This is a genomic window from Flavobacterium lacustre, assembly GCF_027474525.2.
Taxonomy (GTDB): domain Bacteria; phylum Bacteroidota; class Bacteroidia; order Flavobacteriales; family Flavobacteriaceae; genus Flavobacterium; species Flavobacterium lacustre.
The window spans coordinates 969428-985299 of the sequence record NZ_CP114882.2 but is presented as its reverse complement, the minus strand read 5'-3'; the positions used below and the strand labels follow the sequence as shown (position 1 = coordinate 985299).

The 15872-nt window shown below is 33.9% G+C and carries 11 protein-coding genes and 1 tRNA gene; 11 read left to right on the top strand and 1 reads right to left on the bottom strand.

Annotated features, from left to right (window positions below):
• Positions 1–127: 127 nt before the first annotated feature.
• Positions 128–201: transfer RNA gene (locus tag O6P34_RS04385), tRNA-Asn, on the top strand.
• A gap of 351 nt (positions 202–552) precedes the next feature.
• On the opposite strand, the gene O6P34_RS04380 is transcribed toward O6P34_RS04385, so the two are convergent.
• Complete coding sequence (locus O6P34_RS04380) at positions 553–915, bottom strand: winged helix-turn-helix transcriptional regulator (protein ID WP_269686112.1); 363 nt, start codon at positions 913–915, stop codon at positions 553–555.
• Positions 916–989: 74 nt separating this feature from the next.
• On the opposite strand from O6P34_RS04380, the gene O6P34_RS04375 reads away from it, so the two are divergent.
• The 10 genes from O6P34_RS04375 to O6P34_RS04330 all read left to right on the top strand — a co-directional run bounded on the left by O6P34_RS04375 (position 990) and on the right by O6P34_RS04330 (position 15811).
• Positions 990–1505 (top strand): DinB family protein, encoded by a 516-nt coding sequence (locus O6P34_RS04375; RefSeq protein WP_269686111.1) that lies wholly within the window; start codon positions 990–992, stop codon positions 1503–1505.
• Between the two features lie 11 nt (positions 1506–1516).
• Positions 1517–2620 carry a right-handed parallel beta-helix repeat-containing protein gene (locus O6P34_RS04370; protein WP_269686110.1) on the top strand — a complete coding sequence of 368 codons (1104 nt, stop codon included), beginning with the start codon at positions 1517–1519 and terminating at the stop codon, positions 2618–2620.
• A gap of 14 nt (positions 2621–2634) precedes the next feature.
• Positions 2635–3393: a LamG domain-containing protein gene (locus O6P34_RS04365; protein WP_269686109.1), complete on the top strand. Its 759-nt coding sequence runs from the start codon at positions 2635–2637 to the stop codon at positions 3391–3393.
• A gap of 382 nt (positions 3394–3775) precedes the next feature.
• Positions 3776–6802 carry a M4 family metallopeptidase gene (locus tag O6P34_RS04360; RefSeq protein ID WP_269686108.1) on the top strand — a complete coding sequence of 1009 codons (3027 nt, stop codon included), beginning with the start codon at positions 3776–3778 and terminating at the stop codon, positions 6800–6802.
• 474 nt (positions 6803–7276) lie between these two features.
• Positions 7277–8647 carry a Gfo/Idh/MocA family protein gene (locus O6P34_RS04355; RefSeq protein WP_269686107.1) on the top strand — a complete coding sequence of 457 codons (1371 nt, stop codon included), beginning with the start codon at positions 7277–7279 and terminating at the stop codon, positions 8645–8647.
• Between the two features lie 83 nt (positions 8648–8730).
• On the top strand, positions 8731–9831 hold the full coding sequence (locus tag O6P34_RS04350; protein ID WP_269686106.1) for an acyltransferase family protein: 1101 nt from the start codon (positions 8731–8733) through the stop codon (positions 9829–9831).
• Between the two features lie 292 nt (positions 9832–10123).
• Complete coding sequence (locus O6P34_RS04345) at positions 10124–10639, top strand: PepSY domain-containing protein (protein ID WP_269686105.1); 516 nt, start codon at positions 10124–10126, stop codon at positions 10637–10639.
• Between the two features lie 119 nt (positions 10640–10758).
• Positions 10759–11151, top strand: a complete 393-nt coding sequence (locus O6P34_RS04340) for a Dabb family protein (RefSeq protein ID WP_269686104.1) — start codon at positions 10759–10761, stop codon at positions 11149–11151.
• Positions 11152–11577: 426 nt separating this feature from the next.
• Entirely contained in the window at positions 11578–13422 is a 1845-nt protein-coding gene (locus O6P34_RS04335; protein ID WP_269686103.1) for an NPCBM/NEW2 domain-containing protein, read from the top strand.
• 40 nt (positions 13423–13462) lie between these two features.
• On the top strand, positions 13463–15811 hold the full coding sequence (locus tag O6P34_RS04330) for a glycoside hydrolase family 127 protein (RefSeq protein ID WP_269686102.1): 2349 nt from the start codon (positions 13463–13465) through the stop codon (positions 15809–15811).
• Positions 15812–15872 lie beyond the last annotated feature (61 nt).

The window sequence follows — 15872 nt, the reverse complement described above, 5'->3', positions numbered from 1 at the left end:
ATTTTTTAAAATTTTGTTTGCGAAAATCAAATTTAGCCCTATATTTGCAACCGCTTAAACAAACAAACACAGTTAGCCAAAGCGACATAAAAACGTTCATTCATTATTAGAATAAAAATACACAGTTTCCTTCTTAGCTCAGTTGGTTAGAGCATCTGACTGTTAATCAGAGGGTCCTTGGTTCGAGCCCAAGAGAGGGAGCAACAATGATAAGGGTTTCAAGATTTATTTCTTGGAACCCTTTTTCTATAAGCAAGATTTAAGCAAGGTTTTATAATTTTAGAAGGTGTCAATTGACACCTTTTATGTATTGAAAATAGACTTTAAACCATCTTAAACTTTTCATCCCACTCTTTATTTTTTTAATTCTGAAACAATATTCCAATTATTTTAGTTAAAGTTGATTATCTCCAATAAGTCCAATCGAATTAGGTTTGGTGTCGTACTCGGTACAAAGTTTTTCAATGAAGTGATTCATATATCAGAGTTAATAACACGCTTTTCTGTATAACTTTAATAACTATTGAAATTTTACAAACGCTATCTAATTCATTATTCAAATTCCTCTATAATTTTCTTTGCGATAATTGTATTACCCCAACTTGCCAGTTCACATAATATTGGAAGAAGAGTTTTACCTGAATTAGTTATAGAGTATTCAACTCTTGGTGGCATTTCAGTGAATTCTACACGCGATATCAATCCAAAGTTTTCTAATTCCTTCAACTCATTTGACAAAACTTTATTTGAAATTGCAGGGATAATTTGTTTTAGTTTACCAAATCTAATTGTACGTTCACCAATACAATTCAAAATAATGGGTTTCCATTTACCCCCAATTATACTCATTGTCCTTGTCACAGGGCATTCTAATGGATTACTAATAAATCGTGAACTTGAAATAGTGGTTACCATATGGTTACTTGTTTTTACTTATTCAGTTACAAATGTATACTATTAACATTAAATTTGTAAAAAAATAAAAAAATATGAGAACGATTTTAACCTTTTTAACCGCCATTTTAGTAATGAATAATTTACAGGCACAAACACCAACAGAAACAATTATCAAAGATTGGCAAAGAGCAAAAGCATACACTAAAGAGTATTTGGATGCTATGCCAGAAAGTGAATATACATTTAAACCAACTAAAGAAATGCGTTCATTCTCGGGTCAAGTGCTTCATTTGAGTGATGCTATTTACGGTTTTGTTGCTTCAGCAACAGATGAAAAACCTACTGAGTCAGATTTAGAAAAATCCAATGATATTAATAAGGCATCTGTTACAGCTAAGGTATTGGCTGCATATGACTTCGCAATCAACTCAATTCAAAAATATCCAAACACAAAATTGTCCGAGCGCATTAAATTGTTTGGTCAATTTGACTTAAGTAGAGAACAAGTGTTAAACAAATGTTTTGAACATCAAACACACCACAGAGCTCAAATTACCGTTTATTTAAGGTTGGCTGGTGTAACTCCCCCAGCTGAAAAATTATTTTAAATCAGAGAAAAATGAAAATATCAAAATATACTATTATTGCATTACTAAATCTTTTTATTTTTTCAAATGCAAATTCACAAGAAGTATCAAATAATGGAAATAGCGAGGAAGTTAAGATTTATGTAAATGCTACATTGGGTAATGACTCAAATGCTGGAAAAATAAATAGTCCTCTTAAATCTCTTAGTGAAGCTGCTAAGAAAGTAAATGCTTTAGTTGGAGCAGGCTCTATTAATGTGATTTTATCAGAAGGGGTATATGCTTTAAATGAGACAGCTGATTTTAACCCTAAAAATTGGAATTTTACTAAAAAAAATCGTCTTTTAATATCTGCAGAAGTTCTACCTAATGATATACAATGGGAGCCGAGTAAGATGCCTATTATAGTTTCTGCAATGCCTTTTAATGTTGAAAAAAATAATGAAAAAGAGATTATAGGTGGTTCTAATTATGGAATTTTAATTCAAACTAGCCATACTACCATACAGGGATTACGAATTTTGGGCGAACCTGTTCACGAGACTCCAAAAGCTGGCGTTTTAATTAGAAATTATCCAATAGTTTGGGACGGTAAAGAATTGTCCGACTTAGTAGTTACACAGTGTTTGTTTTTAGGTAATAAGTTTGCTTTACCTAACCATTTAGGTATTTTAGCTAATGGTTCGGCTTTAGATGTCAATCATTGTGTTTTTTATGGAGTTAAAGATGCTGTAGTTATGTGGAATAGAAAATCAGAAAACAGTCAATTACATCATAATTTGTTCTTAAATATGTATGGCGCTGCTGTTTGGACTTGGTCTACAACAAGTGATTTCAAATTTTATAATAATGTTGCATCCAATGTGAATGTTTTTTGGGTGCTAGATAAAGATGAAAAAGAGTCATTTACTGTTAATAATTCAATTTTGGTGGGATATAATAGTTTGGTCAATAAAGGTGGCGGACCACAAGATTTTGGAACAGAATCGAAATCTAATAAAATTATGTTTGGTAAAGATCTAAATATAATTAAATCAGGTGAATTAAACATTATTGAGGACCAGACAAATAAAAAATTTCTACACATAAAAGAAGGTACACTAGGGTCTGAATTTGGTGCCGGATTATTTAAATAAAAAGATAAATACTAATGAAAAATATAATTAAGTGCCTTTTATTATTTTCTTTAAATCTTATTTTAACTGAAAATGCACATTCACAAAAGTTACAATTAGGAAATCAAACATTTGAATTACATAATGTCAAAGGTGAAATCATCCAATTCCAGGGTTCAAAAGTATTAAAGATTGAAAGAGATTTAACCACTTTGCCATTTGACCCAAATAGATTAGAGGCGACTGTAGATGAAAAACATTATGCAAAATTAGTTGGATTAAATGATTTTGAAAATGGAACTATAGAGATTAAGATGTATAGTCAAATTCAAGATCCATCCCCTTTTGCAGGAGCTGCCGGTTTTATTGGCTTGTATTATCGAATTGCTGCAAACGATTCTGCGTTTGAGTCAATTTATTTGCGACCTAAAGTTGGAAGAGCCTCAAATCAAATGTTTAGAAACCACGCTGTTCAATATTTTTCTTATCCAGATGCAAAATTTGAAACACTTAGAAAAAATTATCCTCCTGGATCGTATGAGGGCTCAGCACCAGTTGCTTTAAATGAATGGATAATAATGAGAATTGAGGTAAATGGAGAAACGGCCGAAATGTTTATTAACAATATGAAATACTCTTCTTTTATCGTTGATAAAATGTTAGGTAAAGTTAAAAAAGGAGGAGTTGGACTTTATGTTGATATAGCTACAGTTGGATACTTTAAGGACTTGAAAATAATAAAAAGACCCTATAAAGCTCCAATCAAGAAAGAAGAAAAACAGGAAGGTATTTAAACTCCCTGTCGATTTGCAAGAAGTTCAACTCTTTAATTTTTTGATAGTTACAAACTCAATCATCGCCTTATAGTTGCAGCTTCTGTCAATAAGGGGAGCTTTTTAAAAAGACTTTACAGCAATGTAAGGTCTTTTTTGTTTTATAGCTGTAGTTCAGCGGATTGAATGGGTGGTTTCCTAAACTTTTTATTCGATTTCGATTCTCTTCGGGAATATCTAAGATAATGCCAACATCTTTTTTAAAGTTTTATTCTATAGTAAATTCAAGATCTTTTATTTGGACCTATTAACAGTGCATTATAACGATAAAATTTCTTATTACTTTTATTTGTTTATTTATTTGTGTCTTCTTAATAATTTAAAAAATAAAACTTTATTCCCTATGAAAAAAAACATATTTAGCAAATTAGGATTTCTAACGGTCTTTTTTTTAATAAGTTATAACACATTTGCTCAAGAGGGAGATAAAAATGTTAAACAAAAAATTACCCATGAAAGAGGAAGAACAATTTTGACCACTTTTAATGAAAAATCAACCTATAAATCAACTGATTCAGATCAGGTTTTTAAAGATCAACTTAAATTAAATCCCAATTCAAGTTTTCGAAAAACAACTTCAGAATCAGATAAATCAGGCTTTTTACATGAGAAATTTCAACTTTTTCACAATAATATAAAAGTTGAATTTGCAACGTATACGCTTCATTCTAATAAGGGTTCTTTGGTTTCGATGGCAGGAGAATTCTATTCAACCGAAAATGTAACCACAACTCCATCGATAACAAATCAGGATGCGTTTAATAAAGCATTAAATCAAATAGGAGCTAAGTCTTATTTGTGGGAAGTCCCAAGTGAAGCTGCAGCTTTCAATTATTCTAAGCCTTTGGGCGAATTAGTTTTACTTCCTAATTCGGAAAATCAAACTTTAAAACTAGCTTACAAATTTGATATTTATGCCACAAATCCGATAAGTCGTGGTGATATTTATATTGATGCAATAACTGGAGATGTTTTATTTTATAATGCTATCATAAAACATTTAGGAGAATATAGCCATGGAAAATCGGGATTAAATTCAGAAAAAACAGCTACAAAAATGAGTAGTATTTTGTTAGCTACAAATGCAGATACTCGATATAGTGGAACCCAATCTATCCAAACTACTTTAAGTGGTTCGTCCTATATTTTAGCTGATGCAAGTCGAGGTTTAGGTGTTTCTACCTATAATATGAAAAATGGAACTAGCTATACAGCAGCTGTAAATTTTACCGATGTAGATAACAACTGGACTACTTTGGAATACAACAACACAAGCAAAGATAATGGTGCATTTGACGCTCATTGGGGTGCCGAAAAAACCTATGATTATTGGTCAACTGTACATGGAAGAAATAGCTACAACAATGCAGGAGCTGCTATAAAAAGCTATGTTCATTACAGTTCAGCTTATGATAATGCGTTTTGGAATGGAAGTGTAATGACGTATGGAGATGGAAGTGGAACTTATTTTGATATTTTAACATCTATTGACGTGGCAGCTCATGAAATTGGCCATGCTGTATGTACAAGTACTTCAAATTTGGCATATCAGAAAGAATCGGGTGCTATGAATGAAGCTTTTTCAGATATTTGGGGAGCCTGTGTAGAATATTTTGCAGCGCCAAATAAAGCCACTTGGTTAATTGGAGAAGATATCGAAAGAAGGACTGGACATTTATCATTGCGTTCTATGAGTAACCCAAAAACTGAATTACAACCGGATACGTATGGCGGAACGTATTGGAAGACGGTAAGTTGTAGGCCTACTTCAACGAATGATTATTGTGGTGTTCATACTAATAGCGGAGTATTAAACCACTGGTTTTATATTTTGACTATGGGTAAAGCAGGAACTAACGACATTGGAAGTTCCTATAATGTAACTGGTATTGGAATTGATAAAGCAGCCAAAATTGCCTTTAGAACAGAAAGTGTTTATTTAACAGCCAATTCAACGTATGCTAATGCAAGAACCTACGGAATTCAAGCTGCAACGGATTTATACGGTATAAATTCAGCCGAAGTAATTGCAACTACAAATGCTTTTTACGCTGTAGGAATTGGAGCTGCTTATGCAGGCCCTTCTGATATCATTGCTCCAACTGCTCCTACAACTTTGTTAGCGTCTGGAACCACTGAAAATTCAACAAATTTATCTTGGATAGCCTCCACAGATAATGTTGCCGTTACCGGATATAATATTTATCAAGGAACAGCATTGATAGGTACATCAACCTCAACAAGCTATACTGTGGTAGGACTAACAGCTTCTACAACTTATTCATTTTCTGTAAAAGCAAAAGACGCTACAGGGAATTTATCTTCAGAAAGCAATGTTATTACAGAAACAACTTCTGTTCATATTCCTGATACAACTGCTCCTACAGCTCCAACATTAACTGCTTCAGGGACAACTTCAAATTCAACTAATTTGTCTTGGACAGGAGCTTCAGATAACATCGGTATTACTGCATATGACATCTATCAAGGAACTACTTTAAAAACAACTATAGCAACAACTTCTTTTACTATAACAGGATTAACGGCATCAACAGCTTATACCTTTTATGTAGTTGCTAAAGATGCTGCAGGAAATAGTTCTATTGCAAGCAATATAATTGATGTGACAACAATAAACCCAATTTCATATTGTGCTTCAACAGGAAGTAACACCACTCGAGAAAAAATAAGTAAAGTAGTTTTGGGAACTATTAGTAATACTTCTAATGGAACAGCTGGTTATGAAAATTTCACTGCAATTTCTACCAATGCAGTTAGAGGAACCGCCTATTCAATTTCAATAACACCCGCTTGGACTTCGACTAAATACAAAGAAGGTTATGCTGTATTTATTGATTATAATGGAAATGGAGTTTTCACAGATGCTGGAGAAACCGTTTGGACTAAATCAGCTTCAACTTCAACTCCTGTAAGCGGGACGTTTACAATACCTGCAACTGCAACATTAGGCTCTAAAAGAATGCGTGTTTCTATGAAATACAATGCAATTCCAACTGCCTGTGGAACTTTCACTTATGGTCAGGTAGAAGATTATACTATAAATATTGCGCTTACTAGTGCCGGTTTAGTTGGAAATAATCCAAATGGTCTATCGAGTAATAATCCGGTTTTAGAATTTACGGTATATCCAAATCCAACCGAAAATAGTTTGAATGTTTTTTTATCCAATGAAAACAGAACTTCAGAAGAAAATACGTCTTATGAAATCCTAAATAATTTAGGACAGGTAATCAAAACGGGAAAACTTAATAACGGAGTACTTGATGTGAGTGATTTAAATTCAGGTGTTTATATAATAAACATTAATAATAGCCAACAATCAGGATCAAAAAAATTCATTAAAAAATAAATGCAATTAGACAAAAACAAATTATGAAAATAAAAACATTTACAAAGTAAATCTATAAAAAGTACTCTTAAAATGAAATAATTTACACGATACTTAGCTAAGATTTGATATAAAACTATATATCTCTAATTTATTGTAGTTCATCATAGTGCTAAATTAAACGTTCATAATGCAAGAAGACAGGAAGGCTATCATTTTTGATAGCCTTTCTTGTTTTAGCCCAGTAGTTCAACGGATTGAATTGAAGTATCCTAAACTTTTGATTCGAGTTCGATTCTCGACAGGGCTACTTGAAGACCTTCAGAAATGTTGGTCTTTTTTTATGAGTTTTTTTGAAATTATTATCAAGAATTGGCAATGGTAAAATTAAATTATGAAAAGAAGTGTGAAAACTTAAAAAAATCAACCGACACAAAAAATGTTTATATTTGAATTCCGTTTTTTTTATTCACTATAAATTAATTGCTATTTAATATGGGAAAAGAACTTTCTAGAAGAAATCTCCTTAAAACCTTAGGGCTTGCCACTGGGGGATTATTGACTTTGCCTTTGCATGGATTTGCCGAAACAAACCTCCGTTTGCACATTCCTATTACTTTGAAAAATCCCGCACCAGACAAACCAGTTACGGCAATTACGCTTGGCGCTGGGAATCGTGGAAATGTTTATGGCGAATATGCCCTTAAATTTCCAGATCATTTAAAGATTGTCGGTGTGGCTGATCCTAATCAAATTAGAAATAAGCGGTATTCCCAAAAACACAATATCCCTATGGGAAATAGTTTTAAAACTTGGGAAGATGTTTTTGAGCAGCCTAAATTTGCAGATGCTATCATCATTACTACACCTGATAATTTGCATTTTGGTCCATGTATGAAGGCATTGGCTATGGGTTACGATATCTTGCTAGAAAAACCAATTGCACCCACTGAAAAAGAATGCCGAAAAATATTGGCTTTGGCAAAAGAAACCAATCGCGTAGTGGCAGTTTGTCATGTGTTGAGGTATTCTCCTTATTTTATAAAACTGCGGGAGCTTATTCAAAATGGTAGTATTGGCGAATTAATCAGCGTTCAGCATTTTGAACCCATTCAGCACATACATATGTCTCACAGTTATGTTCGTGGAAACTGGCATAATAGCACCGAAACCACTCCTATAATTCTGGCGAAATCGTGTCATGATCTTGATATCTTGCGTTGGATGATAGGAAGTTCTTGCGAAAAAATAGCAGCTTTTGGAGATTTAAAATGGTTTAGAAAAGAAAATAAACCAGTCGGAGCAACCCCTCGTTGCATTGATGGATGCACCGTTGAAAAAGAATGTCCTTATAGTGCTCTGAAAATTTACTATCGAGACCGCCAACGAACTCATGTTTTTGATCTTCCCGATGAGGTAGAAAAACATGGAGAAGTTATTCTTGATCGACTAAAAACTACTAATTATGGCCGTTGTGTGTATCAAATGGACAACGATCAGCCGGATCATTATACTACTAATCTTCAGTTTTCTAATGGTGTAACGGCTTCATTTAATATGGAAGCTTTTACTTCCTACGAAGGCAGACGGACCAGAATTATGGGAAGTCATGGAGATATCGTTGGCGATATGTCCCAATTTACTTATACCAATTTTTTAACTGGAGAAAAAACCGAATGGAAACTAACCAGTGATGCACATGGTGGTGGCGATTGGAATTTGGTTGCCGATTGGGTACAAGCCGTTTCTCAACAAAACTCAGGCTTGCTTTCTTCCTCAATCGACGTTTCTGTTGAAAGTCATATTATTGGATTTACTGCCGAAAAAAGTCGTTTGTCTGGAAAGATCAAAAAAATCGTAGTTTAGGAACTGAAAACAGTCACAAAAATTTATTAATTGTACAATTGAAAAGCAATACTTCGGTTTCCTTTTTATAAAGAATAACAAACATGAATGAACTAAAAAAGCGCTATTTATCATTAGATGTTTTTAGGGGTTTGGATATTGCCCTAATGATTATTGTTAATTCTCCGGGAAAAGAAGCCACTACTTTTGCGCCTTTATTGCACGCCAAATGGCATGGTTTTACATTAACGGATTTGGTTTTTCCAACGTTCCTTTTTATCGTTGGGAATTCCATGAGTTTTAGCATGCCCAAATATGAAACTTTGTCTCATTCTACCTTTTTCTCCAAAGTCATCAAGCGTACTTTAATAATATTTTTACTTGGCTTTTTGATGTATTGGTTTCCGTTTTTTGAAAATGGCAGCCTTAAAAGTTTAAGTGATACCCGAATATTTGGGGTGCTTCAAAGAATCGCCTTGTGCTATTTCTTTGCGTCTATTGTTTTACGTTTTTGGAATTGGAAAGGCGCATTAATTTTCAGTGCTTTTGCGCTTCTTTCTTATCAGTATCTACTCTTTGTCTTTGGAGATTTGACCCTTGCGGGCAACGCAGTTTTAAAATTGGATGCCTGGTTAATTGGCGAAAGCCACATGTATCATGGCAATGGAATCGCTTTTGATCCAGAAGGTTTATTGAGCACACTACCGGCAATCGTAAATATAATTGGTGGTTTTTTAGCGGGGTCTTTTCTTCAGAAAAATGGTCAGAATTTTAAAACTATCGGCCGAATGACACTAATTGGTGGTTTATTGATTATAGTTGCCTTAGGTTGGGATTTGTTTTTTCCAATAAATAAAAAACTTTGGACAAGCTCCTTTGTTTTGCTCACCATTGGCCTGGATCTAATTATTCTTTCGGTCTTGGTTTATGTTTTAGATATATTAAAAAAAGTGAGATGGACATTCTTTTTTGAAGTCTTGGGTAAAAACCCCTTGTTTATTTATCTACTATCCGAATTGCTTGTTATTACATTATATGTAACTAAAATAAAAGAAAGTTCGGCTTATAATTGGATTGCGGATAATGTATTTATTTCTTGGCTTGGCGGTTATTTGGGATCTTTTGCATTTGCCCTTTCGATAATGCTGACGTGTTGGATTGTTGGTTATTTTCTGAATAGAAATAAAATTTACATAAAAATATAATCGGAATACTTAAATCTATTTTTAAGGTTTGCCATTACCAAATGGCTTAATAAATAGATTGCCTAACTTCTAAATAAAAAGACAGGATATTTTAAGGATTTGAAAGTAACTCAAAAATAAATTACGATTCGGATTAAACCTTTTAAGTACTTTTTTGTCCAATAAAAATTAAATTAATAAAGCACAATTTATACTAATTCCTTTTATTTGCAATTCATGTGAAACGGAGTATTAGTTCGCCGTTAGGAATTTAAAACACCAATACTATTTTTAATTTAAAATCTGTTTAATTATGTCAAAAAAACGAACTCTTAGTACAACAATGCGCATCGTTCACCGATATTTAGGCTTTTTTCTTGCCGGAATTATGGCCGTTTATGCTTTAAGCGGAATAGTATTAATTTTTAGAGATTCTGATTTTCTAAAACAAGAAAAACAAGTAGTAAAAACGGTAAAACCAAATACAAGTGGTGAGGATTTAGGTCGTATGTTGGAGCTTCGAGGTTTCAAAGCAGAACGAGAAGAAGGTGATGTCGTTTATTTTAAAGAAGGAACGTATAACAAAACAACAGGAGTAGCAGATTATACAACAAAAGAACTTCCCATAGTTCTTGAAAAAATGACACATCTTCATAAAGCAAAATCAGGAGATCCTTTATTCTTTTTGAATGTGTTTTTTGGTCTGTCACTTTTGTTTTTTGTGGTATCTTCTTTTTGGATGTTCATGCCTAAAACATCAATATTCAAAAAAGGATTATACTTTACCGCAGCAGGTCTTGTCTTGACTCTGATTTTGTTATTTGTATAAATTCCATCCGTTAATTTCTGGCGTAGCTTAGTTTAATAGAATGTGCAAGAATAAAAAAAGTATTATTTTCTGTTTTTTCATTTTTTAAATTTAGATATTTACCTTTCAAAATAAAAATAATGATGATACGTAGAAGATTTATTGGTTCGGCAGCTTTATTCGGAATTGCTGGTATTATGGGATTTGCATCACGTCCGAAGAAAAAAGTCTTATTGCACCATGTGTTTTTTTGGTTAAAAAATCCACAATCAGAGGCTGATAAACAGCAATTGATTTCTGGTTTAAAAACCTTATCGGCAATCCCTACAATTCGTCAAATTCATGTGGGAGTTTTAGCTTCTACAGAAAAACGTGAAGTTGTAGACACTTCTTGGGATGTTTCTGAACTCATGTTTTTTGATGATGAAGCGGGTCAGAAAGTGTACCAAGATCATCCGATTCATCAGGATTTTATAAAAAACTGTTCTCATTTATGGGAAAAAGTAGTGGTTTATGATGCTTTAGATGTGTAAAAGTTGAAACAGTTGGCTGTTGCCAATTTAAACGGAATAACTAATATAAAAAGGTTTCAAGATTTATTTCTTGAAACCTTTTTTTTGTCGTTTTTTTCCAACGATGATTATAGATTAAGTTCGTTTTTCTTGATTTTCATTTGTTTATAAATTCTAAGTTTTTGTCAAAACTTGCTTTAAGTCTGTATGTTTATTTTGATTTTCATTCGGATAATTTTTTTATATAGTTTTTTTTATTACATTTATAAATGTAATAAATACACTTATGTGTAAATTTATACCCTTCTAAATTAGAATCAAGAAAAAAAATGAAATCAGTGGATTTAAATACGTTAGTATTGGCACTTCTTTTTGGCGGTATTTATAATTAGAATTATCAACAAATTAGTAAGATTCATAATAAAAACAACAATCAAAATATAAACAATGATTAAATCTAAATTTAAGAAAATAGGACTTTTTATCTTATTTTTTTCTATATCTAATGTGGAAGTTCAAGCACAATCTGATAAAAAATTTCATGATTGGGCAGCAACTCCACCTATGGGTTGGAACAGCTGGGATTGTTACGGGCCCACAGTTACCGAAGCAGAGGTAAAAGCCAATGCAGATTATATGGCTAAATATTTAAAACCCTACGGCTGGGATTATATTGTAGTCGATATTAGATGGTATGTTGGTAACGATAAAGCACACGGTTACAATGAAAAAGATCCGGATTATGTTTTAGATCAATATGGCAGATTTTTACCTGCAGTGAACCGTTTTCCCTCAGCTGCAGGAGGAAAAGGCTTTAAACCATTGGCTGATTACCTTCATAAAAAAGGATTAAAGTTTGGTATTCATATCATGAGAGGTATTCCTGTAATAGCCGTAAAACAAAATTTACCTATAAAAGGCACCAATGTAACAGCCCGAGATATTTATTCTGACAAAAATCAGTGCAGTTGGTTGCGCGATATGTATACTGTCGTACCTGGTAAGCCAGGAGCACAGGAATATTACAATTCACTTTTTGAACTTTATGCGTCATGGGGACTCGATTTTGTTAAGATAGATGATCTTTCTTCCCCTATTTATTTTGAAGAGGAAATAAACATGATTCGCAAAGCCATTGATCGCACCAGACGTAAAATTGTATTGAGTACTTCGCCGGGAGAAACTCCAATTGCACATGCAGATCACGTTCAAAAAAACGCGAATATGTGGCGTACAGTAGGAGATTTTTGGGACAGTTGGCAACAATTAAAAGAGCATTTTGAGGTGTTCGAACGCTGGAATAAGTGGCGTTCTTATGGTGCTTATCCAGATGGCGATATGCTGCCGATGGGTAAAATTGGTATCCGTGCCGAAAGAGGAAATCCCCGCATGACTAATTTCACACCAGACGAACAGTACACTTTGATGACGCTTTGGAGTATTTTTAAATCCCCATTAATGTTTGGAGGAAATCTACCGGATAATGATCCTTTCACAATTTCTTTACTGACCAATAAAAAGGTATTGAAAGTTTTGAATGAAAGCATAAACAATAAACCGATTTTTACAGACGAAAATAAAGCAGCTTGGATTGCTGATGAACCAGGAACCGGAGCTAAATATTTAGCGGTTTTTAATACAACCGATCAGAAAATCACGATTGAAGAAAAAGCAGTTTGGAACAGCGGACTCCTAACAAAAGAAACTCCGGGTCACAGTAAAAGGGTTGATATTGATATTACGGGTGTAAAAAAACTGTATTTGGTGGTAAATGATGGCGATCACAAAACAGATTGGGACCATGCGAATTGGATTGCGCCAACTTTGTATACTGAAAAAGATTCTCTTAAGCTTACCGATTTAAAATGGATAAAAGCAACATCCGGATGGGAAAAACCAAATGTTAACAAAAGTGTTTCTGGCAATGATCTTACAATAAATAAAGTGAAATATGAAAATGGTATCGGGACACATTCTAATTCAATTATAGAATTTGATGTACCGGAAGGTTACACCCGTTTTAAAGCGCTTGTGGGATTAGATGAAGCTTGTGTTACTCAAAATGTAGGAGCCACTGTTAAATTTTTGGTATTTACCGAAAACCCTTCAGGTGCTTTGCCTCCGCCGAGTATGAAAATTCCAATACACTTTAAAGAATTAGGACTTTCTGGTTCGTACTTAATCACAGATTTGTGGTCAGGAAAAGTAGTAGGTGAATTCTCTGGTGAATTTTCTCCCGAAATTAACTTGCATGGTGCAGGCTTATACAGAATTATTAAAGTATCAAAATAAATAAGATTCAAAGAATATGATACTCAATAGTATAAAAATTATGCTTTGGCTCGCACTGATAATGGTTTCAACGACCGTTGTTTATGGACAGTCAGCTCAACTTCAGAATTTCCCTTTATCATCGGTTCGTTTACTTGAAAGCCCTTTCAAAGCGGCTCAGGAAACCGATATGAAGTATATTTTAGCGCTTGATCCCGATCGGTTATTGGTGCCATATTTAAGAGAAGCCGGAATAACATCTAAATCAAATAGCTACAGTAACTGGGAAAATACAGGTCTTGATGGTCATATTGGCGGACACTATCTTTCGGCTTTATCAGAGATGTATGCAGCTACAGGGAATGAGCAAATAAAGGAAAGACTCGATTATATGCTCAATTTGCTTGAACAATGTCAGCAGAAAAATGGGAACGGATACATTGGAGGCGTTCCGGGAAGCAAACCATTATGGGACGCTATAGCCCAAGGAAAAATTGAGGCCGGAAGCTTTTCATTGAATGACAAATGGGTTCCTTGGTATAATATTCATAAAGTATATGCCGGATTGATTGATGCTTATATTTTGACCGGAAATGAAAAAGCTAGAAACATGCTTATCCAATTTTCTGATTGGTGCGTAAATCTTACGGCAAATCTATCCGATGACCAGATTCAGCAAATGTTGCGCAGTGAACACGGTGGTATGAATGAGGTTTTTGCAGATGTGGCTGCGATTACTGGTGATAAAAAATATTTGAAACTTGCTGAGAAATTCTCCCACAAAGTGATTTTGAATCCCCTTTTGGAAAATAAAGATGTGTTAAATGGATTACATGCCAACACCCAGATTCCTAAAGTGATTGGTTTTATGCGCGTTGCCGAAGTTTCCGGTGATAAAGAATGGGCGAATGCGGCTACCTTTTTTTGGAACACCGTTGTCAATAACAGAACCATTTCTATCGGAGGAAACAGCGTTAGAGAACACTTTAATCCTGCAACCGATTTTTCCTCTATGATTGAATCAAGAGAAGGTCCTGAAACCTGCAACAGTTATAATATGCTTAAATTGAGTAAGCATTTATTTCTGTCTGATCCTTCTTCAAAATATATGGATTATTATGAGCGCACCACCTATAACCATATTCTGTCATCACAGCATCCTGACGGCGGATTCGTTTATTTTACACCCATTCGACCACGTCATTACAGAGTATATTCAGAGTCACAACAGTCGTTTTGGTGTTGTGTAGGTTCGGGTCTTGAAAATCACGGAAAGTATGGAGAAATGATTTATGCACATGACGGCCAAAATCTTTATGTGAACCTTTTTATTGCTTCTACCCTTAATTGGAAAGAAAAAGGAATTAAAGTAACTCAAGATACCAAGTTCCCGTTTGAAGAAAAATCTTCTTTCACATTTACGTTAAACAAGCCGAAGAAATTTGCCGTTAAGTTCCGTTATCCATCTTGGGTAGAAGACGGGAAGTTAATAATCAGGGTCAATAACAAAGAAATTAATAGTACAAAAGATATAAATTCGTATGTTTCAATTGAACGAAAATGGAAAACAGGAGATGTGATTTCGGTGGTTTTGCCAATGCAAAATAAAACAGAGCAACTTCCGGATAAATCATCTTGGGTTTCTTTTGTCCACGGTCCAATTGTACTTGCGGCAGTTACCGATACCACAGATTTAATTGGTTTAAAAGCGGACGACAGCCGTATGGGACATATTGCGAACGGACCTATTTATCCTATAGAAGAGGCGCCTTTGCTTGTTTCTGATGCTGCAGATTTAGCAGTTTCTTTGAAACCAGTAACAAACAAACCATTTACTTTCTCGGCTTCGGATCTTATTTATCAGGAAAAATACAAGAACCTGCAACTGGTTCCATTTTTCCAGATTCATGATGCCCGATATATGCTGTATTGGCCGTTTACAACCAAAGAAAAATTGCCGGAAATTCAAAAAGCGATGAAAGAAAGAGAGGAAGCTCAAATGAAATTAGAAGCTGTTACGGTAGATGTGGTCACTCCCGGAGAACAGCAACCGGAATCAGATCATAATTTTAAAGGAGAAAAAACCGAAACCGGAATTTTTAAAGAACGTCATTTCAGATACGGACAAGGATTTTTTACTTATGATTTGAAAAATGCACTTTTTGAGGCTCATAAATTACGCTTTACGTATTTTGGTGGTGACAAGAATAAAAAATTTGAGGTTTATATTAATGATATTTTGGTGTCAACTATAAACATGGACGGATCAGAAGGAGATCAATTTATTGATAAAACAGTAGAACTTCCTGCTGAATTTCTCAAGAGTAAGTCAAAAATTTTACAAGTAAAGTTTAAAGCAAAATCGAATTCAACTATTACCGGTATTTACGAGGTACGCTTATTAAAATAGAATTTTGAAAAACAAGAATGCTCCCTATTTACTATGGAGCATTCTTGTTTTTACAGTGTTT